Source organism: Desulfobulbus elongatus DSM 2908 (genome assembly GCF_000621145.1).
Classification (GTDB): domain Bacteria; phylum Desulfobacterota; class Desulfobulbia; order Desulfobulbales; family Desulfobulbaceae; genus Desulfobulbus; species Desulfobulbus elongatus.
Genome location: NZ_JHZB01000005.1, coordinates 18687 through 39870 on the forward strand (window position 1 = coordinate 18687; position 21184 = coordinate 39870).

The window sequence follows — 21184 nt, forward strand, 5'->3', positions numbered from 1 at the left end:
GGCGCCGATTATACACGAAAGCCAATGTCTGTAAAGAAAACCCCTGCGCCGGTCCTCGGGCGGCACGGCGGTTGCCGGAAGCACGACTGCCGTTGCGGCGCTCCCGTGTCAATTCATTGATTTTATTTCGACTTGCCCAGGGGCACCGATGTCGCCGGCAGCGGCGGTGGCGGCGGGAAAATCGTTGGGCGGCGGTGCGTTGCTGCTTGACAATTGTTCGTTGATACTCTATTTTAGTGTCCTTCCTGTAGAACGGCAGAGCGGGTGTAGCTCAGTTGGCAGAGCACAAGCTTCCCAAGCTTGGGGTCGCGGGTTCGAACCCCGTTGCCCGCTCCAGATGGAAGTTGACCCGACACCACCGGTCGCCTCGGTCCCGCCGGGATCGGCCGCCGGAAAGGTCGGGGGTATGTGAAAGTGGGCTCTGCCCGCTTTTTTTATTGCCTTTTCCCGAACAATAAACCGATGTCGACACGGGAAAAAGGAGGCGGGCTGCGAGGCATGATCGCCCCGTCGGCGCTGGCGGAGCGCCGCTTGGTCGGGTTGTTCGCCCGGAATCCCGCGTAGCGGCGAGATGGGGTGAGCCGTGGGCCGGTCATCAGGACGGAGATGCCTGCGGCGGCAGCCGCAGGGACGGTTGAAACAAAACGGTTGCATGCAGTGGAAGACGCGACGGATCGATTGCTCACGACAATCCGGGGGTTTGCCGAACCCCTGTTGACCGACATGGCCATGGAGCTGGTGGAGATCCAGTTCCGCCGGGAAGGGCACGGCTGGGTACTCCGGTTGTTCATCGACAGGGAAGGTGGCGTCACCATCGACGATTGCGCCGCGGTGAGCAGGGAAATCAGCGCCTATCTCGAGGTGGAGGATCTCATCGACCACGCCTACCACCTTGAAATCTCCTCGCCCGGACTGGAGCGGCCGCTCAGGAAACGGGAGGATTTCGCCCGCTTCGCCGGCAGGCTGGCCCGGATCAAGCTGCGGGAACCCCTCGCCGGGCAGCGGGTGCTCGTCGGCACCCTGCATGGCATGGAAGGAGAAGCCGTGCTGCTGGCGCTGGACGGGGAAACCGTTCGCATCGACATGGAGAATATATCAAAGGCACGCCTGACGCTGTAAGGCCGCGGGAATATGCAAACGATTGCCTGAGCTGGAGTCAAACATGGTTGCAACAGAAAATCTCAAACGAATCGTCGATCAGATCTGCCGGGACAAGGGGATCGATCGCGCCCTGCTGATCGATGCCATCGAGGAGGCCGTCCGCTCAGCGGTCCGGAAAAAATTTGGCAATCGCCGGGAGATCGAGGTGCAGTTCAGCGAGGATCTGGGTGAAGTCGAGGTGTTCCAGTACCGTACGGTGGTGGAGGAAGTGTTCGACGAGGAAACCGAGATCTCGCTGGAAGAGGCACGCCGGCTCGACCCCGAGGCCGAGATCGACGACGATCTCGGCGAAAAGCTGGACAACATCGCCGACCTCGGCCGCATCGCCGCCCAGTCGGCCAAACAGGTCATCATCCATCGCATGCGCGACGCCGAGCGCGACGTCATCTACGAAATGTACCGCGACCGCGAGGGGACCATTGTCAACGGCATTGTCCAGCGGTTCGAGCGCGGCGACATGATCATCAATCTGGGCCGCACCGACGCCGTCCTCCCCCGCGAGGGCCAGATTCCGAAACGGTCGTACAAGCAGGGCGACCGCATCCGCGCCTATGTGCTGGAGGTGCGCCGCGACGTCAGGGAAAGCGGCAAGTTCCGCGACGCCCAGCTGATCCTCAGCCGGACCTGCAACGAATTTCTGATCAAGCTGTTCGAGATGGAGGTGCCCGAAATCGCCGAGGGCATCGTCAAGATCATGGGCGCCAGCCGGGAGCCCGGATTCCGGGCCAAGATCGCGGTTTCCTCCATCGAGTCGGATGTCGATCCGGTGGGCGCCTGCGTCGGCCTCAAGGGCTCGCGGGTCCAGAACGTGGTGCAGGAACTGCAGGGCGAGCGGATCGACATCGTGCCCTGGAGTCCCGATCCGGCCAAGTATGTGTACAACGCCCTGGCGCCGGCGGAAGTGTCGATGGTCATCATCGAGGACGAGAGGAAAGCCATGCTGGTGGTGGTCCCCGACGACCAGCTGTCGCTGGCCATCGGCCGCCAGGGGCAGAACGTCCGCCTGGCCTCCCGGCTGCTGGGATGGAAGATCGATGTCAAGAGCGAGAGCCGCTATGCCAATTTGGAAAACAGCGATTATCGCAGCCTGCTTGAGGTCGAGGGGATGGACGAAGGGCTGGCCGACCGCCTGTTTGCCGCCGGGATCGTCTCGGCCGGGCACTTGGCCGGGGCCGAGACCGGACAGTTGATGACCCTGGCGCGGTTGGATGAGGAGAAGGCCACGGCGCTGCGGGAGAAGGCCGCCCTGGTGCAGCCGCCGGAGCCGCCTGCGGCACCGCCGGCAGCCGCCGCCGAGGAGGAGGCGTCCGATGATTCCGGGGCGCCGGAGGTCGAGCCGACCTGATGCGGCGGGGCCATGTTCCGCAGCGGACCTGCCGGGGCTGTGGCCGCAAGGCCCCCAAATCCGAGCTGCTGCGGTTCGTCGTCACCGAAGGCGCGCTGGCCCTTGACCAGTGCGGCGGTCTGGCTGGCCGGGGAATATATTGCTGCAACCACACTACCTGCCGTGAACGGTTGGCAAAAAGCAAAAAAATCCGGAAAACGGATTGATTGTGCCGGGCGGGGGACAGAGGAAGGGAGCGTTTGATGAGCAAGGTTCGTATTTACGATCTCGCCAAGGAGTTTGGACTCAAGAGCAAGGATCTGGCCGACAGGCTGATCGCGATGGGCTATGCCATTGCCAGCCCCAGCTCGAGCGTTGACGACGATGTGGCCGCGGATATTCGCAGGAAGCTGGGAGGTGGCGTGTCTTCTGACCTAGGAAAAGGACGGATCGAGCTGAAAAACCGGCCCGAACCCGCCGCCAAGACCAGGACCGTTGTCCGACGCCGTTCCAAGGCGGATAAGGAGGAAGCGGCCAAGAAGCAGGAAGAGGCCGAGGCGCTCGCCCTGGAAGCCGAGATTCAAGCCCTGGAGGCGCGGTTGCAGGAAAAATCGCCGTCCGCCGAGGTGCAACCGACGGCTGACGACGCCTCCCTCCCGGCGACCCAGGCGGAAGAACCGCAGGCGGAGCCGGAGGCGGAAGAGCCGCCGCCCGCCGCCGAGAGCGCGCCGTCCGCCGAATCTGAGGCCACGGCGACCGAGAGTGCCGAAGAGGCCGCCGTCCCGTCGGAGACAGAGCCTGAACGTCCGCCCGTGATCGGAGAAGTTGCCGGGGAAGAGGCAAGAAAACCGAAACAACTGGCCAAGGTGGTGGGACGAGTGGTGATTCCCGTCCCTGAAAAGCGCGTGAAACCGGTGCAGAAGAAACCGGTGCGGTCGTCGGCGCGGCCGATGCCCGGCGAAGCGACCGTGGCGGTTCCGGTCGCCAAGGACGAGGCGGGACGGGGCGACAAGGGCAAGAAAAAGACCAAACGAGTGGTCGCCATCCAGTCGGACGAGGAGGAGCTCGGCAGAAAGACAGCCAAGGGGAAGAAGGGGAAGAGCCGGATCGATTTCACCCCGGACGGCGACCTCGAGTTCATGCGGCCCCGCAAGGGCAAGAAAAAGAGGGAGGGCGGCAAGAAGGAGATGCTGATGCCGCTGGTCGCCGAAACCAAGGCGATCAAGCGGCGGATCAAGGTGGTGGCCACCATCAGCGTCGGCGATCTGGCCAGACGGATGGGCATCAAGGCCAGCGAGGTGATCGCCGCCCTGATGCGACTTGGCGTGCTGGCCACCCTCAACCAGGCCCTGGATGTCGACACCGCCGCCCTGGTGGCGGCCGACTTCGGCTACGAGGTCGAGCAGGCCATGACCGAGGAATTGGAACTGGAGGCATTGCAGGAGCAGGAAAACGAAATGGGCGGCGAAGCCCTGCCCCGGCCGCCGGTGGTCACGGTCATGGGCCATGTCGACCACGGCAAGACCTCGATCCTCGACGCCATCCGCAAGACCGACGTCGTGGCGGGCGAGGCCGGTGGCATCACCCAGCACATCGGCGCCTACCACGTGCAGGCCCCCTCGGGTGACCTGACCTTCGTCGACACCCCCGGCCATGCCGCCTTCACCGAAATGCGGTCGCGGGGCGCCAAGGTCACGGACATCGTCGTCCTGGTCGTGGCCGCCGACGACGGCGTCATGGATCAGACCAAGGAGGCCATCGCCCATTCCAAGGCCGCCGAGGTTCCCATCGTGGTGGCGGTCAACAAGATCGACAAGGACAATGCCGATCCCGAGCGGGTCCGACGGGAGTTGAGCGATTTCGGCCTCATCCCCGAAGCCTGGGGCGGCACCACCATTTATTGCGAGACATCGGCCAAGAAGGGCATCGGCATCGAGGAACTGCTGGAAGCGATCCAGTTGCAGGCCGAAATCCTCGAATTGCGGGCAGATCCCGGCCGCCGGGCCAAAGGCACGGTCATCGAGGCCCAGCTCCACAAGGGCCGGGGGCCGGTGGCCACGGTCCTGGTGCAGGAGGGAACCCTGCGTCCCGGCGACCATTTCGTGGCCGGCATCTACAGCGGCAAGGTGCGGATGCTGACCAACGAGCGCGGCGAGCAGGTCCAGGAGGCCGGCCCGTCCATCCCGGTGGAGGTGCAGGGCATCTCCGGCGTGCCCCAGGCCGGCGACGAGTTCATCGTCCTCACCGACGAGAAGATGGCCAAGTCGGTCGCCTCGGCCCGGCAGCTCAAGGCGCGGGAAACCGAACTGGCCTCGGCCTCCAAGGTGTCGCTCGACAACCTCTTCGAGAAGATGGCCGAACAGGACGTCAAGGAGTTGCGGGTCATCCTCCGCGCCGACGTGCAGGGGACGCTCCAGGCCTTCGGCCAGGCGGCGGAAAGCCTGTCGACCAAGGCGATCCGGGTCCGCTCCCTGCACGAGGGTACCGGCTCGATCACCGAAAACGACATCCACCTGGCGGCCGCCTCGGATGCGATCATCATCGGCTTCAATGTCCGCCCCACGGTCAAGGTGAAGGAGCTGGCCGAGCGGGAAGGGGTCGATGTCCGTTCCTACGACGTCATCTACCATGCCCTGGAAGACATCGAAAAGGCGATGAAGGGCATGCTGGAGCCGACCTTCGAGGAGCGGGTGATCGGTACCGCCGACGTGCGCGAAACCTTCCAGGTGCCCAAGGTGGGCACCATCGCCGGCTGCTCGGTCATCGCCGGCAAGATCGAGCGCAATGCCCGGGTCCGCGTGCTTCGCGACGGCGTGGTGGTCTATACCGGCAGGATCGCGTCGCTACGCCGGTTCAAGGACGACGTCAAGGAAGTGCTCACCGGCTTCGAGTGCGGTATCGGGGTCGAGAACTTCAATGACATCAAGGTCGGCGACAACCTGGAGGCCTTTGTCCTCGACGAGGTGGAAGCCACCCTGGAGTAGGCGGTCGGGCGATGTCCATGGATTTCGATTTCAAACTGCCCGGACTGGGGCGGCCGGAAAGTTCACGGCCCAAGCGGGTGGCCGAGGCGGTCAAGAACGAGTTGACCATGCTCCTCCTGCAGCAGGTCGCGGACCCGCGCCTGGCGGGCGTGCTCGTCACGCGGGTGGTGGTGACGCCCGATCTCAAGCAGGCCAAGATTTACTTCACCGTTCCGGCCGGCCAGGAGAGCGGTCCGGCGCTCAAAGGGATGAGGAGCGCCAAGGGATTTTTCCGCAGCCACCTGGCCAGGACGGTCAACCTGCGCTATACGCCCGATCTGCTTTTTTATTTTGACAGCGTCAACGAAGAAGCGGCGCGCATCGACAGCCTGTTCCGCCAAATCGAGGAGGAGCGAAAGCATGACCGGTCCTGAACAAGCCGTGACGGCAGCCGTCCGCGACAAGGGGCACATCCTCCTGGCCACCCATTTCAATCCCGACGGCGATGCGCTGGGTTCCCTGCTCGGCCTGGCGGACATCCTCGAAGGCATGGGCAAGCAGGTGTTCCGCTATCTGGAGGAGCCGGTTTCGCCGCTCTACCGCTTCCTGCCCGGCTGCGGCCAGATCCAGACCGAGATGACTCGGGTGCGGGAATTCGTCGCCCGGGCCGGGGATGATTTTCTCGCCCTCTGCCTCGACTGCGGCGACGCCTACCGGCTGGGCCGGCACAACGCCGAACTGACCGGATTCCGTCCCCTGATGGTGATCGATCACCACCGGGGCAACCAGGGGTTCGGCGACGGCGACTGGATCGAACCGCACCGCTCGTCCACCGGCGAAATGATCTACGACCTGGCCATGGCCCTGGGCGCGGACATCTCGACCAGGGCGGCCGAGTGCCTGTATGCGGCGATCAGCACTGACACCGGTTCGTTCCGCTACGAATCCACCAGCAACCACACCTTTGCCGTGGCGGGCGATCTGATCCGCCGTGGCGTGCGGCCGGATCAGGTGTCCAGCAATCTGTACGACAACTACACCCTGGGACGGCTGCGGCTGATGCAGGAGGTGCTGGCGACCCTGGAGATGCACGAGCGGGACCGGATCGCCATCATCCGGGTGACCCAGAAGATGCTGGAACGCACCTACACCACCATGGAGGATACCGAATATTTCGTCAACCTGCCCCGGGCGGTCAGTTCGGTGCGGGTGGCGGTGTTCCTCAAGGAGGTGGAGCCGCTGCACGTCTCCGTCAGCCTTCGTGCCAAGGGGAAATGCGATGTGTCCCTGATCGCGGCCCGGTTCGGCGGCGGTGGCCATCGCAACGCCAGCGGCTTCCGGATCAAGGGCCAGGGCATGGAGGCTGTGCGCGACGCCCTACTGCAACTGCTCCGGCAAGAGGTGCAGGGATAGCAATGGCCATGATCGTGGCGGCCGCGGTTACCGGGGAGGACAAGCCGGAATGGAGCGAGGGCTTCTTTCTGGTCGACAAACCGGCGGGACCGACCTCCTTCGCTGTTGTCCGCCGGATCCGGCGGCTGCTCGGTATCAAGAAGGTGGGCCACGCCGGCACCCTCGATCCCTTTGCCTCCGGCCTGCTGATCGTTTGCGCCGGCCGGGCGGCCACCCGGCACATCGAGCAGTTCATGGCCGGACGCAAAACCTATGTGGCCCGGCTCCAGCTGGGCGTGGAGACCACGACGCTCGACCCCGAGGGGAGTGTCGTGGCCACCAGTCCGGTGCCGGAGTTGGACGAGGCGGTCCTGACCGCCTGCCTCCGGCGCCACGTCGGGCCACAGATGCAGGCGCCGCCGCCCTTTTCGGCGGCAAAGCACAAGGGCAAGCCGCTGTATGTCTACGCCCGCCGGGGCGAGCGGATCGAAAAGGCGCCCAAGCCGGTGGAGATATTTCGTCTCGAACTGCTGGCCTACGATGCCGTCTCCGCCCAGGTGAGCGTCGAGATCGAGTGCAGCAGGGGAACCTACATCCGGGTGGTGGCGGCCGACATCGGCCGGGCGCTCGGCTGCGGTGCCCATCTCGTCGCCCTGCGGCGGACCCGGTCGGGCCGGTTCGCCGTCGAGGACTGCCTGCCGGGCGAGGAACTGTTCGCCGACCACGGCCTGCACCTGTTGCGCGCCCGGCGGCGCGGCATTGCCGAGGTGCTGCAAATTGCCGGGCAACCGTGCTTTTGCACTTGCCACGGTTGATCGGCGTGGAGTATAGAAGCTCATACCGTCCCCCGGGGTCGTCCCTCTGACCCGGGATCAGGGACAATCTGTCCAGACTCCAGAGAGGCTGAGGGAAGTTGCTTTTCTGGCAGCAGAAGGAAAGTGGAGGTGCCCCCCATGGCACAAACAACGGAAAAGAAAAAGGAACTCATCGAAAAATTCAAGACCCACGAGACCGACACCGGCTCCTGCGAGGTGCAGATCGCCCTCCTGACCGATCGGATTCTCTATCTCACCGAGCATTTCAAGACGCACGCCAAGGACCATCATTCCCGCCGCGGCCTGCTGCGGCTGGTCGGTCAGCGCCGCAATCTGCTCAAATATCTGCAAAAGAAGGATATCGCCAAGTACCGGACCCTCATCCAGCAGCTTGGCATCCGCAAGTAGGACGTCGTTTCCGGACGGCGGGCCATAGGGGGCCGCCGTCCGTTTTTTCACCATGCGACCGCGCCACGGCAGCGGCAGCGCCATAAAGACACAAAGGACACAGGGAGAACGGGCAAGGGTGCGGGTTTGTCGCTGCATCCTTTGTGCCTTTGTGGCGGCATTGAGCCGGGCCGGTTGCATTGTTTTTCCAACGTATATTCCGGAAGAACCGGAACAGGAGAAGGTATGATACACACAGTTGCAACCGAGATCGGCGGCCGGACCATCGGCCTGGAAACCGGCAAGATGGCCAAACAGACCAACGGCTCCGTGGTGGTTTCCAGCGGCGACACCAAGGTCCTGGTCACGGTGGTGGCCGAAAACGAACCGAAGAACATGGGCTTCCTGCCCCTGACCATCGAATATCAGGAACGGATGTACGCCGCCGGCCGCATCCCCGGCAGTTATTTCCGCCGGGAGATCGGCCGTCCCAGCGAGAAGGAGGTGCTGACCTGCCGGTTGATCGACCGGCCGCTACGGCCGCTGTTTCCCGACGGCTATGACTGCGAGACCCAGTTGATCGCCACCGTCTTTTCGGCGGACCAGGATTTCGACCCGGATGTTCTGGCCATGAACGGGGCCTCGGCGGCCCTGCTCATCTCCGACATCCCCTTCGGCGGCCCGGTGGGCGCGGCCCGGGTGGGCTATGTCGACGGTCAGTACGTGCTCAATCCCACCAAGACCCAACTGGAGCATTCCCGGATCAACCTGGTGGTCGCCGGGACCCGGAACGCGGTGGTCATGGTCGAAGGCAAGGCGGGGGAATTGCCGGAGGATGTGGTCCTCGAGGCGATCTTTTTCGCCCATGCCGGCATTCAGCCGTTGATCGACGCGCAGTTGCAGTTGCAGCAACAGGCCGGCAAAGGCAAGCGCGACGTGGCGGTACCGGTGGTCAATGCCGATTTGAAGGAAAAAGTCGAGGCACTGGCGGCCGCCGGCATGGATGAGGTGGTGACCACGGCCGAGAAACTCGCCCGCGCCGAACGATACAGCCGTCTCAAGGAAGAGGTGCTGGCCCGGCTCGATCCCGATCTCTACGAATCGCCCGCCGAGGTGAGCGGCCTGCTGAGCGACTATAAGAAACGGGTGATGCGGGATAGGATCGTCAGCAAGGGGCAGCGGCTCGACGGCCGCTCCTTCGAGGAGGTCCGGCCGATCAGTTGCGAGGTCGGCATTCTGCCCCGGGCCCACGGCTCGGCCCTGTTCACCCGGGGCGAAACCCAGGCCCTGGTGATCTGCACCCTGGGGAGCGAGCGCGACGAGCAGCATCTGGAGGGGTTGGGCGGCGACGTCTACCGGCGGTTCATGCTCCATTACAACTTCCCGCCCTTCTGCGTCGGCGAGGTCCGGCCGCTGCGCGGTCCGAGCCGCCGCGACATCGGCCACGGTACCCTGGCCCGCCGCGGCATCGAGGCGGTCCTGCCCGCCGGCGACACCTTCCCCTACACCCTGCGGGTGGTTTCCGAGGTCCTGGAATCGAACGGTTCCTCCTCCATGGCCACGGTCTGCGGCGGCAGCCTGGCGCTGATGGATGCCGGCGTGCCGGTCAAGGCCCCGGTTTCCGGGGTGGCCATGGGACTGATCAAGGAGGAAAACCAGGTGGTGGTGCTCACCGATATCCTCGGCGACGAGGATCATCTCGGCGACATGGATTTCAAGGTGGTCGGCACCCGCGAAGGCATCACCGGTCTGCAGATGGACATCAAGATCGAGGGCGTCGACCGGGAGATCATGGCCCAGGCCCTGGCCCAGGCCAAGAAGGGCCGGATTCATATCCTTTCGAAAATGGAGGAGGCTCTCGGTTCGCCCCGGGCGGCGGTGTCCGAGCATGCGCCCAAGTATGTGACCATCAAGATCCATCCGGACAAGATCCGCGACATCATCGGCCCCGGCGGCAAGATCATCCGCGAGATGACCATGGAGTTCGACTCCAAGATCGATGTCGAGGACGACGGCACCATCAAGATCTTCAGCAACAGCAGCGAGATGGCCAATGCCCTGGTCCAGCGGATCCAACAGATCACCGCGGTGCCGGAAGTCGGCCGGATCTACGAGGGCGAGGTCCGTACCATCAAGGAGTTCGGCGCCTTTGTCCAGATCCTTCCCGGCACCGATGGCATGGTCCATATCTCCGAGCTGGCCAACGAACGGGTGAAGAACGTCACCGACGTGGTCAAGGAAGGCGATGTGATCAAGGTCAAGGTGATCGACATCGACAACCGGGGGCGGATCCGGTTGAGCCGCAAGGCGGCTCTGGCCGACGGCGAGGCATAATTGTCCGCTGCGATGCAGCACCGCCCCATGAAGCCGGTAGCCGCCTGTGCGGTCGCCGGCTTTTTTTGTTGTATCAGCTTCAACACGATGGACGATGGACACCAATGGAGACGAAAACCGTTGCCCTGACCTGGCTGCATCCGGAGCAGGCCGCGGGGCTGGCAGTACCGGCCTACGCCACCGCGCTGGCGGCGGGCATGGATGTGGAGGCGGCCCTGACCGAGCCCCTTGTACTGGAGCCGGGCGAAATCGGCCTGATTTCCTGCGGCTTTGCCGTGGCCATTCCTCCAGGCTATGAGATCCAGGTCCGGCCCCGGTCCGGGCTGGCAGTCAAACACGGCATCACCGTGATCAACGCGCCGGGGACCATCGATGCCGATTACCGGGGCGAGGTCAAAATCGCCCTGGTCAATCTGGGCCGGGTGCCGTACACCATCAGGCGGGGCGACCGCATCGCCCAACTGGTGCTGGCGCCGGTGGTCCGGGCGGAGCTGCGGGTGGTGGCGGAACTGGCGCCCACCGAACGCGGCAGCGGCGGTTTCGGCCATACCGGCCTGCGCGGGAACGGGCAGCCTGCCGGATCGGACAGCGCATCGTGAGATTCTCGGTTCTCGGCAGCGGCAGCAGGGGCAACTGCACCCTGGTGGAGACCGGATCGACCCGGGTGCTCATCGACAACGGCTTCTCGGGCAAGGAAATCATCACCCGCCTGCGGGCACTGGGCATCGCTCCGGAGAGCCTGACCGCGCTCATCCTGACCCATGAGCACGACGACCATGTCAAGGGGGTGGGGGTGCTGGCTCGCCGGCTCAAGCTGCCGGTCTATGCCAACGAGGCGACCCACCGGGCGGCGGAGGCCAGGGCGGGCCATCTGCCGCTGCGGCAGGAGTTCGGCGTCGGCGAAGCCTTTGTGATCGAAGGGCTGCACATCCATCCCTTTGCCGTGTCCCACGACGCCGCCGACCCGGTGGGATTCGTGCTCGACGACGGCAATCTCAGCCTGGGGTACTGCACCGATACCGGCACCATCACCCGGTTGATCCGCCACCGGCTGCGCACCTGCCAGGCCCTGGTCCTGGAGGCCAACCACGATGTCGAAATGCTGAAGGAAGGGCCCTACCCCCTGCCGCTGCAACAGCGGGTGCTCTCCAGCCGGGGCCACCTGGCCAATCCCGATTCCCTCGACCTCGCCGCCGACCTGGCCGGTGGCTGCCTGCGGCTCTTGGTGCTGGCCCACCTGAGCGAAATCAACAACTACCCCGATCTGGTGTTGCGGGAAGCGAGCCAGCGGCTGCCGGGCGAGGAAGCGGTGCGGTTGCTGCTGGCCGGGCAGGGGCAGGCGAGCCCGCTGCTGGAGATAGAGCCATGAGCCTGCTTCCGCCGAACGAGCCGGTTTCCGGATGCGGGTATCGGTGGAGACGGCGCCCCGGACGAACGGAGCCTCTTTGACGAGGGCGCGGTGTTGATGCACTGGAAGAAGCGCAGCATAGCCTATCGCTTGACCTTTCAGGTGATCCTGTTCAGCAGCATGGTGGCCTGCCTGGCCACCGCTCTTCAGCTGTATCTCGATTATCGACGCGATGTTGGTGGAATTTATGCTTTTTTCAATGTCATCGAGGAAAGCAGCCTGCGCCCACTCGAGGAGAGCGTGTGGATCCTCGACGAGTTGCAGGTCAACTTGCAACTCGAGGGCTTGATCAGACGCGAGGATATTGTCCACGCAGCGGTGGAAATGGATGGTCAGATCGCCTGGTCCAGGGGCAAGCCCAGCCTCACCAACAGCGTCACCCATGTTTTTCCGCTGCGCCACCAGGTCCGGGGTCGCTTCGAGGAGATCGGGCAGCTCCGGGTCACCGCCTCCTTCGAGGGGATCAATCAGCGCCTGACCCAGCGGATCATCGTGCTCCTGGCCAGCAACGCGGTCAAGACCTTTCTCGTCTCCGGCTTCATCCTCCTCCTGTTTCGGGATAAACTGACCCGGCACCTGACTCATTTGGCCAGCTATGCCGAGAACATCGACCTCAAACACGGTCAGCCTGCGCCGCTCAAGCTGGACCGGCCCGCTGCCGGCAGTCCCGACGAACTCGATCAGGTGGCGGCAGCGTTCAATTTTCTCTGTGCGAGCGGGCGCAGGGCCCTGGTCGACCTGGAAACCCAGGGGGAGAGTCTGCGCCTGTTTTTGGATGCCACCGAGGAGGTCGTCCTGGGCGTGGACACGGAGGGCCGGTGCACCTTCATCAACCGGGCGGGACTGGAGCATTTTTCCGAAACGGATCCGTGCCGGATCATCGGCCAGGATATTCTGACGCTGCTTGCCGCCGGTGAGTCGGCGGCGATTCATTCGCAGGTGCTGAGCGGGTTGATCTGGGCCACCATTGCCGAGGGCAAGGCCCTGCTCGCCGATGAAATGCCCCTCTGTCTGCCCGACGGCTCGTCGCTCCTGGTCAATCTGCGCTCCTATCCGGTTTTCGAGCACGGCCGGTGCACGGGTGCCGTGGTCTTTTATGCCGACATCAGTCGCCAGCAGCAACTGGAACAGGAAAAGCTGCTGTTCACCAAGGTGATCCGCCAGGCGCCGGCGCTGATTCTGATCGCCAATGCGGAAGGCGGGATCGAGTACGTCAATGCCAGCTTGGAACAGGCGCTGGGATGTGACGGGGCCGAGGTCAAGGGAAAACAGGCGCTCGACTGTCTGGCCGGGCTCAACTTCGGCGAACAGACCGAGCAGATGCGGGCGCGTATCGAGAAGGGCGAGCCGTGGACAGGCACCCTGACTCGCCCAACCCCGCAGGGGCGAACCATCACCCTGGATGTGGCCGTTTTTCCCATCCTGAACCGGCATGGGCGCCGGACCCATGTGGTGGCCATGGGCCGAGACATCACCCGCGAGCAACAGCTGGTCGAGCAACTGCACCACGCCCAGAAGATGGAGGCGGTGGGCAAACTGGCGGCCTCCATCGCGCATGAATTCGGCAACCCGCTGCTGGGCATCAGTTTTGCCCTGCGCGACGTCCAGCGGCGACTGGATCGCGATGCGGAGGCACAGGAATTGCTCCGGCTGGCGGGAAACGAATGCAACCGCATGCGCAAGCTGATCCGGGACCTGCAACAGTTCAACCGGCCCTCCACCGGCAGGAAGACGGTGTTCGACGTCCACCGGCTGCTGGAGGAGATCCTGACCCTGCACCGCAATTTCCTGGACAAGAAGAAAATCACCCTGGTGCGGGCCTATGACCGCCATCCCCTGTGCATCGACGCGATCGAGGACCAGATCCGCCAGGTGTTCATCAATCTGATCATCAATGCCGCCGATGCCATGGCCGCCCACGGCGGCGTCCTGATCCTCAGGACGGCCAAGGACAACGGACGGGTCGTGGTCTGCGTGGAAGACAGCGGCCCGGGGATAGCGCCCGAACATTTCGGCAGGATCTTCGAGCCGTTTTTCACCACCAAGGCGGCGATCGAAGGCTCCGGGCTCGGCCTGCCGGTCTCGTACGGCATCGTCCGCGCCCACGGCGGCGGCATCGAAGTCCGATCCGAACCCGGCCGTACCGTCTTTCTGGTTGACTTGCCGGCGGTGACGACCACGGCCGGCATGGAGGCGGAACGGGCCTAGCCGCGGGGATGGAAGCGGCGATGGACCGCCTTGAGGCGGTCGCCGTCCACATGGGTATAGATCTGGGTGGTGGCGATGTCGGTATGGCCGAGCATCATCTGGACGGAGCGCAGGTCGGCGCCGCCGGCGAGCAGATGGGTGGCGAAGGAGTGGCGGAGCATGTGCGGACTGATCTCCTTGGTGATCCCGGCCGCCAGGGCTGCCTGCCGGATGATCTGCCAGAAGCGGGTGCGGGTCATGGCCGTGCCCCGGTTGGAGCAGAACAGCATCGGGCTCGGCCTGCCCTTGAGCAGGAGCGGCCGGCCCCGTTCGAGATACTCGCGCACCCGCTCGCCGGCTGTCGCCGAGAAGGGCACGACCCGTTCCTTGTTGCCCTTGCCCAGGATGCGGAGATGGCCGCTGTTCAGATTGCAGCCGCTCACAGGCAGGCTGACCAGTTCCGACACCCGCAGCCCCGAGGCGTAGAGAAGATGGAGCATGGCGGAGTTGCGCAGCGCCAGGGGAGAGGGCTGTGCCGGCGGCCGCAGCAGGGTGTCGACTTCGGCGACGGTCAACACCTTGGGCAGGCTGCGACCGATTTTGGGGCCGTCGATTTCGGCCAGGGGATTGCCGGTCAGCACGCCCCGTTTTTCGAGGAAGAGAAAAAAGGCGCGCAGTGCGGCCAGCCGACGGGCATTGGAACGGGCGCTGATCCGGCGCTGATGGCAATGGAGGAAAAACAGTTGCACCTCTTCCCTGCCGACCTCTTCGGACAGCAGCGGGGCGGAGCGAGCGAGAAAGCGGAAGAAGGCGCGCAGATCGGCCCCGTAGGCGGCAACGGTATTCTTGGCCAAGCGCCTCTGGATGGTCAGATGACGCAGGAAATCCGGCAGGTGGTCGACAAGGGCGGTGGCGTGCAGGGGCGTGTGAAAAAGAAAGGAGGAAAAACAAACGCCCCAACGGCTGACCGTTGGGGCGCGTTGCTCAAACCCGGTTTCTCAACCGGTTGAACTTGCGAAGTTTGCGCAGGGCTTCCGCTGCTTTGCGGCGTTTTTTGACACTGGGCTTTTCGTAGTATTCCCGCCGTTTCAGCTCACGTTTGATACCGTCGATCTGCAGTTTTTTCTTCAACTGTCTGATCGCGTATTCAAGGTCACCTCTGACATCTACTTCGATCATGTCGCATCACTTCCTTTGGTGGTTGGCTTTCGCCGTTGGTAAGGGTGGGGTTTGAAACAAACAGCCTAGCTGTTTTTCGCGGTTGTGTCAAATCAAATAATGGAATTGCAGGTAGTTTTCCGGCACGACGGCGGCACGGAGGCCACCGGCCCCCGCATGTTTTTCGGGCATTTCCCGGACCGTTTTCTGGCCGTCCCCCTTTTGATTGTTTTTCTCGGGAGTGATGGTAACATGGCGGCGGCAGCGCATCGGGGCTGCGCATCATGTTCATGCAACGGGAGGCCGACCATGGCGAAGATTCGATTGGCATTGATTGCCGGGGGCACATCTGACGAACGCGAGGTCTCGCTGCGGGGCGCGGCGGGGGTGGCGCAGGCGCTCGATCCGGACAGGTACGAGGTGGTCCGCTACGATCCCGCCACCGATCTGGCCCGGATCGCGAACGATGCCGCCACCATCGATGTCGCCTTTCTCCTGCTGCACGGGGTGAACGGCGAGGACGGCACCATTCAGGGGTTTCTCGATCTGCTCGGCATCCCCTACCAGGGAGCCGGGGTGCTGGGCAGCGCCTTGGCCATGGACAAGAACCTGGCCAAGACCATGTACCGCCTGAACGGCCTGCCGGTGGCCCCCTGGATCATGGTCGAGCCACACGACCTGCGGGACACCGGCCGGATCCTCGCCGAGGTCGGCCTGCCCTGTGTGGTCAAGCCGGTGCGGCAGGGATCGTCCATCGGCATGTCGATCGTGCGGGAGCCCGGCAAACTCCCCGAGGCCCTGCGGCTGGCCCTGCGGCACGACAGCGAGGTCATGGTCGAGCAGTACATCAAGGGGCGCGAGCTGACGGCCGGCGTGCTCGGCAACGACCATCCCGAGGCCCTGCCCCTGATCGAGATCATCCCCGATACCCGCTACGAGTTCTTCGATTACGAGGCCAAGTATCAGCCGGGGGCCAGCCGGGAGATTTGCCCGGCCGAGGTGAGCGACGCGGTGCGGCACAAGGCGCAGGACTATGCGGTGCGGGCCCATCGCTGCCTGCAACTGCGCGGCTACAGCCGCACGGACATGATCCTGGCCGGAGATGAATTGTATCTGCTGGAGACTAACACCATTCCGGGTATGACCCCCACCAGTCTCCTGCCCCAGGCCGCGGCGGCGGTGGGCTATCCCTTTAGCGCCCTGCTGGATCGTCTGATCGGGCTTGCTTTGGAAAAACCGGCCAGTCTGCTGGAATAAAAAGAACGAAGAAAGAGGAAATGTCGGCTGCGCGCCGGGAATCGTCCCGGCGCCACCGGTCAGAAGCGGGTCTGGAAATAGGGTTCCAGCGCCCCAGGCAGCCGCACCGTGCCGTCGGCCTGCTGGTAATTCTCGAGAATGGCCAGCAGGGTCCGGCCCACGGCCAGTCCGGAGCCGTTGAGGGTATGGACCAGACGGCTCTTTTTCTCGCCCTTGGGCCGATAACGGATGCCGGCCCGGCGGGCCTGGAAGTCGAGGAAATTGGAACAGGAAGAGATTTCGCGGTAGCAGTTCTGTCCCGGCAGCCAGACCTCGATGTCGTAGGTTTTGGCTGCGGAGAAGCCCAGGTCACCGGTGCACAGAGTAATCACCCGGTAGGGCAGCTCCAACAGTTGCAGGGCGGCCTCGGCGTCGGCCAGCAGCGTCTCCAGTTCATCCCAGGAGGCTTCCGGCGTGGTGAACTTGACCAGTTCCACCTTCTCGAATTGATGCTGCCGGATCAGCCCCCGGGTGTCCTTGCCGTAGGAGCCGGCCTCCGAACGGAAGCAGGGGGTGTAGGCGGTGTGTTTGAGCGGCAGGTCGGCCTCGTCGATGGTCGTCTCGGCGTACATGTTGGTGACCGGCACCTCGGCGGTGGGAATCAGCCACAAATCCCAGCCTTCCACCTTGAACAGGTCTTCCTTGAACTTCGGCAGTTGGCCGGTGCCGGTCATGGTTTTGGCGTTGACCATGAACGGGGGCAGCACCTCGGTGTAGCCGTGCCGCTGGGTGTGCAGATCGAGGAAGAAATTGACCAGGGCCCGCGACAGCCGGGAACCGAACCCTTTGAGCAGGGCGAAACGGGCGCCGGCCAGCCGGGAGGCGGTTTCGAAATCGAGGATGCCGAGTTGCTCGCCGATCTCCCAGTGGGGGCGGGGCTGAAAGGAAAAGGCCGGAATTGCGCCCCATCGCTTGATCTCGACGTTGTCCTGCTCGCCCCCCCCCGCGGGCACGGAATCGTCGCAGAGATTGGGGATGGCCATGATCACGTCCTGCAGCTCGTGCTCGATGTCCGCCAGCTCCGTGTCCAGTTCCTTGATTCGGTCGGAGACTTGGCGCATTTCCTTGATCAGCGGTTCGGCCAGCCCGTTGTCGCCCGACTGCTTGAGCGAGGCGATGGTCTTCGAGACCGTGTTGCGGCGGTTTTTCAGGGCCTCGACCTCGGCGATCGTCGCGAGTCTCTTTTGGTCGGTGGCGGCGAACCGGTCGATGAGCTGCGGATCGACGCCGCGGAGCAAACTTTTCTGGCGGACCAGTTCCAGGTTTTCCCGGACAAAGCGTAATTCAAGCATGACGGTGTGAGCGGGTAATGGCCAGGGAGGCACAGACGGGCGCCGTGATCTGCGGCCGTCTGCCGGTGTGAACGGCTTTTATCACGGCGTCCGGCGAAACGCAACGGGTAATCAATTGCTATTCTCCTTCCGTTTTGCTACCCTTTTGCCGTTTCCGTCTCGTGTCCTCAACCTGTTCGTTGCCTGCGCGCCATGACCCTTTCCCTGAAATCCCTGGCCATTTTTCTGCATGAGCTGCGCGGATTTCTGAAAGTGCTCGCTCTGACGGTGGCGGGCACCACCCTTGCCCTTTTTTTCGCCTCCAGCCGGCTGCTGACCGGATTGCAGGATCATCTCGGTGAGAAGCTCTACTTCTTTTCCGTGGCCGCACCCTTTCTCGCCCATGTCAATCTGGCCTTTTTCGGCGCGCTCTACCTGCTCATGCCGCTGTGCATGTTCGTGCTGTGGAAGGCGATGGGCAAGCCCTTCGGGGTGACCGGCAGAAAATTGACCTGGTTTGTGGTGGCCACCTGCGTGCTCTTCTATATCGGCACGGTTTTCTGCGCCCTGGTCACCCTGCCGTTCGGCATCAATTTCCTGCTGAGCTTTCAGTCCGAAGAGCTGCGGGCTGTGATCTCGGTGGATCGCTTCGTCACCTTCGTAACCCTGTTTCTGTTCGGTTTCGGGGTGATTTTCGAACTGCCGGTCTTCATGGTCTTCAGTGCGCAGGTCGGGGTCATCTCCCGGAAAGCCTACGAGAGGAACAGGCGGTACGCGGTGCTGGCGATCGCCATTCTGGCCGCTGTCCTGACCCCGACCCCGGATGTTCTCAATATGGCGCTGATGGGCGTGCCGCTCTATCTGCTCTACGAGTCGGGTATTCTGCTGATCAGGCTGATGGGGCTCGACAAGCGCAGGGAAGAGAGCGTCCCTCCGGACGCCTGAGCCGCCGCCGGGCGGAGCGGCGGCTAGAAGGAGATGATCTGGATGCCGTGGCGTTGCAGGAGGGCGGCGGTTACCCCCAGAGGATCGAAGCCGCAGGAGGGGCTGCCGGACTTGAGCAGACAGAGGGTGATGTTCTGCGCCTGGGCAATGGCGAGCACCATCTGGGCGCCGCGGACGAAAGCTGCGGTCACGTCGGTGCCGAACCGGTCGACGACCCGGGCCGTGCCGGCCAGCACCCCGTGGCCGTCGCCGCCGGTCAGGGTGGCCGCGGGCCGTGGTGTGGCCAAGCCGCCCAATTGTTCGGGGCAGACGGGGATCCAGTGGCAGGTCGCCAACCGGCGCAGACAGGCGGGATCCGGCTTGCTCTGGCCGTCGTAGCGGGTGCAGAGTCCGGTGAGGCAGGCACTCACCAGGCATGTGTTCTGATGTTCCATAACGGGCTTACCACACGACATTGAAAATGCACATGGCGATACGCAAACAGCATGAGGATAACCGCCCGGACAGGAAGATGCTCTGGTTTCTTGGCGCGGCGATCGTGGTTTTTTTCCTGCTGTGGGTGCTGTTCGCCCCCGGACGCGGGTTTTTTCAATACCTGCAACTGAAAAAGGATATCGCCACCCTAACCGAGGAAAACAGCCGTCTTGAGGCGCGAAATACCGAGCTGACCGAAGATATCAACCGGCTGCGCTCCGATGACAAGTATTTGGAAGAGGTGGCGCGGAAAAAGCACGGCCTGCTGAAAAAAAACGAAACAGTGTTCGAGTTTGAAACACCCAAAAAGAAAAAGGAATAATCGTGATGGCAGATGAGGCTGTCATGGACAGGGAAAGAGGCGACGGCATGACGGGCGGGGCCAGTGACAAGGGTGCGGGGCCTGAACGGGGGACGCCGCCGGCCGACCGGGCAGCCGTTCTCAATTCGGCTGCTGCCCTGAGGACCGTGTTGCGCTACCATCAGCAGATGGGCATTGAGCGGTATCCCCTGTCCCCGGTGCTCGCACAATTTCTGCGTTCCGGCGGCGCGCAAGCCCGCCCGGCCGCAAGCGGGGGAGAGCCGGGCAGGGCGGCTCCGCCCGAGCGTATCAAGGCGCCGCAGCCTGAAGCGTCGGGAACAGCCGCGTCCGCGTTGCAGGCTCTCCGGAGTGAAATCGATGCCTGCCGCCAATGTCCCCTGGCGACGGCCAGGCAGGGTGTGGTCCACGCCATGGGCAGCGCGGATGCATTGCTGGTGGTGGTCGGCGACTATTCCGACCAGAGCACCGGCTTTGCCGCCACGACCCTGTTCGGTGCCACCGAGGACACCATGCTCTGGAATATGATGCGCGCCATCGGCCTTTCGCCTGAACAGGTGTATGTGACCAATGCGGTCAAATGCTGTCCGCTGCCTTCGGACATTCCCGGAGACGACAGCATCCGGTGCTGTCATGGATACCTGTTGCGGGAAATCGAACTGGTGCGGCCCAGGGTGGTGTGCGCCATGGGAGAGATCGCGGCCTGTTCGCTCACAGGGGCGCAGGGGTCGCTTTTCCGAACGCGCGGCCGGTTCCATCCCTGCCGGCTGGCACGGCCGGCCGGCGAGCCGCTCCAGATCATGGCGACCTTTCATCCCCGTTTTCTCCTTAAAAATGTGGAGTTGAAGAAGGCGGCCTGGCAGGATCTGCAGATGATTCAGCGCCATCTGCAGGCACGGTAACGCAGGCGTCCCTGGCGTCACTTTCCGTAACCGATAGCAGCCGGAAAAAAGACCGGGCCGAAGGGAAGACGGAGACGGCGGTCAGGATCTGGCCTTGCCGGTGACAAACAGTTCGAACAGCCGCTCGAAGACGAAGGGGATGGTCGAAGCCTGGGCATTGGCCGAACCGGCGTAGGCCTTGGTCAGTTCAAAAGCCCGTTCAAAGGCCTCCTCGTACTCGGATTGTTTTTGCTTCTTGATGATGGTGACGAGTTCTTCGGCAATAGAGTCTTCCATGGGCATACCGCTCGCTGGGACCGTTCTGGAATTCCGATCCGTCGGGGGCGGGCAAGGACGGACGGTGTTTGTTGTCCGGCCATGATAGGCGGAAAAGACCGCTTGGCCAAGTTCTTTTTGGCCGGGAATGCAGCGGCGAGCGGGGAAGGCGTTCTCTTCGAACTTCGGATGCGCACGGAAAATGGCATGCCGCACCGCGCCGTCATCCAGACGACGGGGTGCGGTCGATGACGTGCGTCGGTCGGCCCCGGCAACGGCATCAGTTGTCGATGGGCTCGGGATTGCAGAGATACCGCTTTTCTTCCGCCACCTGACCGCAGGTAGTGCAATAGAACTGCACAGTGGCGGTCTTGTCCCGGCACGCGTGCCGGGTGCCGTTGCCCGCGATGTCGCAAAAGGTGCCGCTGGCGGCCGTATCGCACGGGCTGCACAGGTGGCCGGGTGTCTCCGCCGCTGCCCCGCAGGTGGTGCACACAAACGCCATGATGTACCCTCCAGTTATTTGATAATGGTTCTCGATGCCAGTATCGGCATGATTGTATTCCTGTCAAGGGGCAACGTCCGCCCAACCC

Annotated in this window: 24 protein-coding genes and 1 tRNA gene; 18 read left to right on the forward strand and 7 right to left on the reverse strand. The window is 63.7% G+C overall.

The features are described 5' to 3' along the window. The first annotated feature begins 260 nt into the window (after window positions 1-260). The 13 genes from Q362_RS0103860 (at window position 261) to Q362_RS21985 (ending at window position 13992) form a co-directional block, all read left to right on the forward strand. Window positions 261-336: transfer RNA gene (locus Q362_RS0103860), tRNA-Gly, on the forward strand. A gap of 342 nt (window positions 337-678) precedes the next feature. After that, window positions 679-1119 (forward strand): ribosome maturation factor RimP, encoded by a 441-nt coding sequence (locus tag Q362_RS0103865; RefSeq protein WP_245590150.1) that lies wholly within the window; start codon window positions 679-681, stop codon window positions 1117-1119. Between the two features lie 43 nt (window positions 1120-1162). Beyond that, window positions 1163-2506, forward strand: coding sequence for a transcription termination factor NusA (nusA, locus tag Q362_RS18990; RefSeq protein WP_035215515.1), 1344 nt, complete (start codon window positions 1163-1165; stop codon window positions 2504-2506). Continuing rightward, window positions 2506-2712 carry a YlxR family protein gene (locus Q362_RS24960; RefSeq protein WP_051553610.1) on the forward strand — a complete coding sequence of 69 codons (207 nt, stop codon included), beginning with the start codon at window positions 2506-2508 and terminating at the stop codon, window positions 2710-2712. Before nusA ends, Q362_RS24960 begins: the two co-directional genes overlap by 1 nt. Window positions 2713-2748: 36 nt before the next feature. Then, window positions 2749-5469, forward strand: coding sequence for a translation initiation factor IF-2 (gene infB / locus Q362_RS0103880; RefSeq protein WP_028317613.1), 2721 nt, complete (start codon window positions 2749-2751; stop codon window positions 5467-5469). A gap of 17 nt (window positions 5470-5486) precedes the next feature. After that, window positions 5487-5882, forward strand: coding sequence for a 30S ribosome-binding factor RbfA (rbfA, locus tag Q362_RS0103885; RefSeq protein WP_169737357.1), 396 nt, complete (start codon window positions 5487-5489; stop codon window positions 5880-5882). Then, window positions 5869-6861 (forward strand): DHH family phosphoesterase, encoded by a 993-nt coding sequence (locus Q362_RS0103890; RefSeq protein WP_028317615.1) that lies wholly within the window; start codon window positions 5869-5871, stop codon window positions 6859-6861. The genes rbfA and Q362_RS0103890 overlap by 14 nt, the downstream gene beginning before the upstream one ends. Window positions 6862-6863: 2 nt before the next feature. Then, the gene (gene truB, locus Q362_RS19000; protein WP_245590151.1) at window positions 6864-7655 is read left to right on the forward strand and encodes a tRNA pseudouridine(55) synthase TruB; all 792 of its coding nucleotides are present in this window, start codon (window positions 6864-6866) and stop codon (window positions 7653-7655) included. A 138-nt stretch (window positions 7656-7793) separates the two neighbouring features. Further along, on the forward strand, window positions 7794-8063 hold the full coding sequence (gene rpsO / locus Q362_RS0103900; protein WP_028317616.1) for a 30S ribosomal protein S15: 270 nt from the start codon (window positions 7794-7796) through the stop codon (window positions 8061-8063). 225 nt (window positions 8064-8288) lie between these two features. Beyond that, complete coding sequence (pnp, locus tag Q362_RS0103905) at window positions 8289-10376, forward strand: polyribonucleotide nucleotidyltransferase (protein ID WP_028317617.1); 2088 nt, start codon at window positions 8289-8291, stop codon at window positions 10374-10376. A gap of 104 nt (window positions 10377-10480) precedes the next feature. Continuing rightward, entirely contained in the window at window positions 10481-10975 is a 495-nt protein-coding gene (dut, locus tag Q362_RS0103910) for a dUTP diphosphatase (protein WP_028317618.1), read from the forward strand. Next, a complete protein-coding gene (locus tag Q362_RS0103915; protein WP_028317619.1) occupies window positions 10972-11745 on the forward strand; it encodes an MBL fold metallo-hydrolase in 774 nt (257 codons plus the stop codon). Before dut ends, Q362_RS0103915 begins: the two co-directional genes overlap by 4 nt. A gap of 96 nt (window positions 11746-11841) precedes the next feature. Then, window positions 11842-13992 (forward strand): ATP-binding protein, encoded by a 2151-nt coding sequence (locus Q362_RS21985; protein WP_028317620.1) that lies wholly within the window; start codon window positions 11842-11844, stop codon window positions 13990-13992. Here the strand turns inward: Q362_RS21985 and xerD are convergent. Further along, window positions 13989-14825 carry a site-specific tyrosine recombinase XerD gene (gene xerD, locus Q362_RS0103925; RefSeq protein ID WP_281172867.1) on the reverse strand — a complete coding sequence of 279 codons (837 nt, stop codon included), beginning with the start codon at window positions 14823-14825 and terminating at the stop codon, window positions 13989-13991. The two genes, Q362_RS21985 and xerD, sit on opposite strands and share 4 nt — an antisense overlap. An 18-nt stretch (window positions 14826-14843) precedes the next feature. On the opposite strand from xerD, the gene Q362_RS23425 reads away from it, so the two are divergent. Further along, a complete protein-coding gene (locus tag Q362_RS23425; protein WP_157469862.1) occupies window positions 14844-14981 on the forward strand; it encodes a hypothetical protein in 138 nt (45 codons plus the stop codon). Here Q362_RS23425 and rpsU read toward each other — a convergent pair. Then, on the reverse strand, window positions 14956-15147 hold the full coding sequence (gene rpsU / locus Q362_RS0103930) for a 30S ribosomal protein S21 (RefSeq protein WP_342670225.1): 192 nt from the start codon (window positions 15145-15147) through the stop codon (window positions 14956-14958). The two genes, Q362_RS23425 and rpsU, sit on opposite strands and share 26 nt — an antisense overlap. Before the next feature lie 90 nt (window positions 15148-15237). Then, a complete protein-coding gene (locus Q362_RS23430) occupies window positions 15238-15399 on the reverse strand; it encodes a hypothetical protein (protein WP_157469864.1) in 162 nt (53 codons plus the stop codon). A gap of 39 nt (window positions 15400-15438) precedes the next feature. Here Q362_RS23430 and Q362_RS0103940 point away from each other — a divergent pair, with 39 nt between their 5' ends. Then, on the forward strand, window positions 15439-16386 hold the full coding sequence (locus Q362_RS0103940) for a D-alanine--D-alanine ligase family protein (protein ID WP_028317623.1): 948 nt from the start codon (window positions 15439-15441) through the stop codon (window positions 16384-16386). Between the two features lie 59 nt (window positions 16387-16445). Here Q362_RS0103940 and serS read toward each other — a convergent pair whose 3' ends face one another. After that, a complete protein-coding gene (gene serS / locus Q362_RS0103945) occupies window positions 16446-17717 on the reverse strand; it encodes a serine--tRNA ligase (protein ID WP_028317624.1) in 1272 nt (423 codons plus the stop codon). Window positions 17718-17909: 192 nt separating this feature from the next. Between serS and tatC the strand changes: the two genes are divergently transcribed. After that, entirely contained in the window at window positions 17910-18641 is a 732-nt protein-coding gene (gene tatC, locus Q362_RS0103950) for a twin-arginine translocase subunit TatC (RefSeq protein ID WP_028317625.1), read from the forward strand. Window positions 18642-18664: 23 nt separating this feature from the next. Here tatC and Q362_RS0103955 read toward each other — a convergent pair whose 3' ends face one another. Further along, window positions 18665-19075: a 2-thiouracil desulfurase family protein gene (locus tag Q362_RS0103955; protein ID WP_028317626.1), complete on the reverse strand. Its 411-nt coding sequence runs from the start codon at window positions 19073-19075 to the stop codon at window positions 18665-18667. A gap of 32 nt (window positions 19076-19107) precedes the next feature. On the opposite strand from Q362_RS0103955, the gene Q362_RS19010 reads away from it, so the two are divergent. Then, window positions 19108-19437, forward strand: a complete 330-nt coding sequence (locus Q362_RS19010) for an FtsB family cell division protein (protein ID WP_169737358.1) — start codon at window positions 19108-19110, stop codon at window positions 19435-19437. A 23-nt stretch (window positions 19438-19460) separates the two neighbouring features. Continuing rightward, window positions 19461-20336, forward strand: coding sequence for a uracil-DNA glycosylase (locus Q362_RS21990; protein ID WP_169737359.1), 876 nt, complete (start codon window positions 19461-19463; stop codon window positions 20334-20336). A gap of 81 nt (window positions 20337-20417) precedes the next feature. Here the strand turns inward: Q362_RS21990 and Q362_RS0103970 are convergent, their stop codons facing one another. After that, window positions 20418-20612 carry a hypothetical protein gene (locus tag Q362_RS0103970; RefSeq protein ID WP_028317627.1) on the reverse strand — a complete coding sequence of 65 codons (195 nt, stop codon included), beginning with the start codon at window positions 20610-20612 and terminating at the stop codon, window positions 20418-20420. 259 nt (window positions 20613-20871) lie between these two features. After that, window positions 20872-21096: a hypothetical protein gene (locus Q362_RS0103980; RefSeq protein ID WP_028317628.1), complete on the reverse strand. Its 225-nt coding sequence runs from the start codon at window positions 21094-21096 to the stop codon at window positions 20872-20874. Window positions 21097-21184 lie beyond the last annotated feature (88 nt).

Excerpts from the sequence above, each read along its gene's own strand:
- nusA (WP_035215515.1), top strand. The coding sequence starts at position 1,163 with ATGGTTGCAACAGAAAATCTCAAACGAATCGTCGATCAGATCTGCCGG.
- Q362_RS21985 (WP_028317620.1), top strand. The coding sequence starts at position 11,842 with ATGCACTGGAAGAAGCGCAGCATAGCCTATCGCTTGACCTTTCAGGTG.
- rpsO (WP_028317616.1), top strand. The coding sequence starts at position 7,794 with ATGGCACAAACAACGGAAAAGAAAAAGGAACTCATCGAAAAATTCAAG.
- truB (WP_245590151.1), top strand. The coding sequence starts at position 6,864 with ATGGCCATGATCGTGGCGGCCGCGGTTACCGGGGAGGACAAGCCGGAA.
- Q362_RS0103890 (WP_028317615.1), top strand. The coding sequence starts at position 5,869 with ATGACCGGTCCTGAACAAGCCGTGACGGCAGCCGTCCGCGACAAGGGG.
- rbfA (WP_169737357.1), top strand. The coding sequence starts at position 5,487 with ATGGATTTCGATTTCAAACTGCCCGGACTGGGGCGGCCGGAAAGTTCA.
- Q362_RS24960 (WP_051553610.1), top strand. The coding sequence starts at position 2,506 with ATGCGGCGGGGCCATGTTCCGCAGCGGACCTGCCGGGGCTGTGGCCGC.
- infB (WP_028317613.1), top strand. The coding sequence starts at position 2,749 with ATGAGCAAGGTTCGTATTTACGATCTCGCCAAGGAGTTTGGACTCAAG.
- pnp (WP_028317617.1), top strand. The coding sequence starts at position 8,289 with ATGATACACACAGTTGCAACCGAGATCGGCGGCCGGACCATCGGCCTG.
- Q362_RS23430 (WP_157469864.1), bottom strand. The coding sequence starts at position 15,399 with ATGCGCTGCCGCCGCCATGTTACCATCACTCCCGAGAAAAACAATCAA.
- Q362_RS0103940 (WP_028317623.1), top strand. The coding sequence starts at position 15,439 with ATGGCGAAGATTCGATTGGCATTGATTGCCGGGGGCACATCTGACGAA.
- dut (WP_028317618.1), top strand. The coding sequence starts at position 10,481 with ATGGAGACGAAAACCGTTGCCCTGACCTGGCTGCATCCGGAGCAGGCC.
- Q362_RS21990 (WP_169737359.1), top strand. The coding sequence starts at position 19,461 with ATGGACAGGGAAAGAGGCGACGGCATGACGGGCGGGGCCAGTGACAAG.
- serS (WP_028317624.1), bottom strand. The coding sequence starts at position 17,717 with ATGCTTGAATTACGCTTTGTCCGGGAAAACCTGGAACTGGTCCGCCAG.
- Q362_RS23425 (WP_157469862.1), top strand. The coding sequence starts at position 14,844 with ATGACGCAGGAAATCCGGCAGGTGGTCGACAAGGGCGGTGGCGTGCAG.
- Q362_RS0103970 (WP_028317627.1), bottom strand. The coding sequence starts at position 20,612 with ATGGAAGACTCTATTGCCGAAGAACTCGTCACCATCATCAAGAAGCAA.
- Q362_RS19010 (WP_169737358.1), top strand. The coding sequence starts at position 19,108 with ATGGCGATACGCAAACAGCATGAGGATAACCGCCCGGACAGGAAGATG.
- Q362_RS0103980 (WP_028317628.1), bottom strand. The coding sequence starts at position 21,096 with ATGGCGTTTGTGTGCACCACCTGCGGGGCAGCGGCGGAGACACCCGGC.
- tatC (WP_028317625.1), top strand. The coding sequence starts at position 17,910 with ATGACCCTTTCCCTGAAATCCCTGGCCATTTTTCTGCATGAGCTGCGC.
- Q362_RS0103955 (WP_028317626.1), bottom strand. The coding sequence starts at position 19,075 with ATGGAACATCAGAACACATGCCTGGTGAGTGCCTGCCTCACCGGACTC.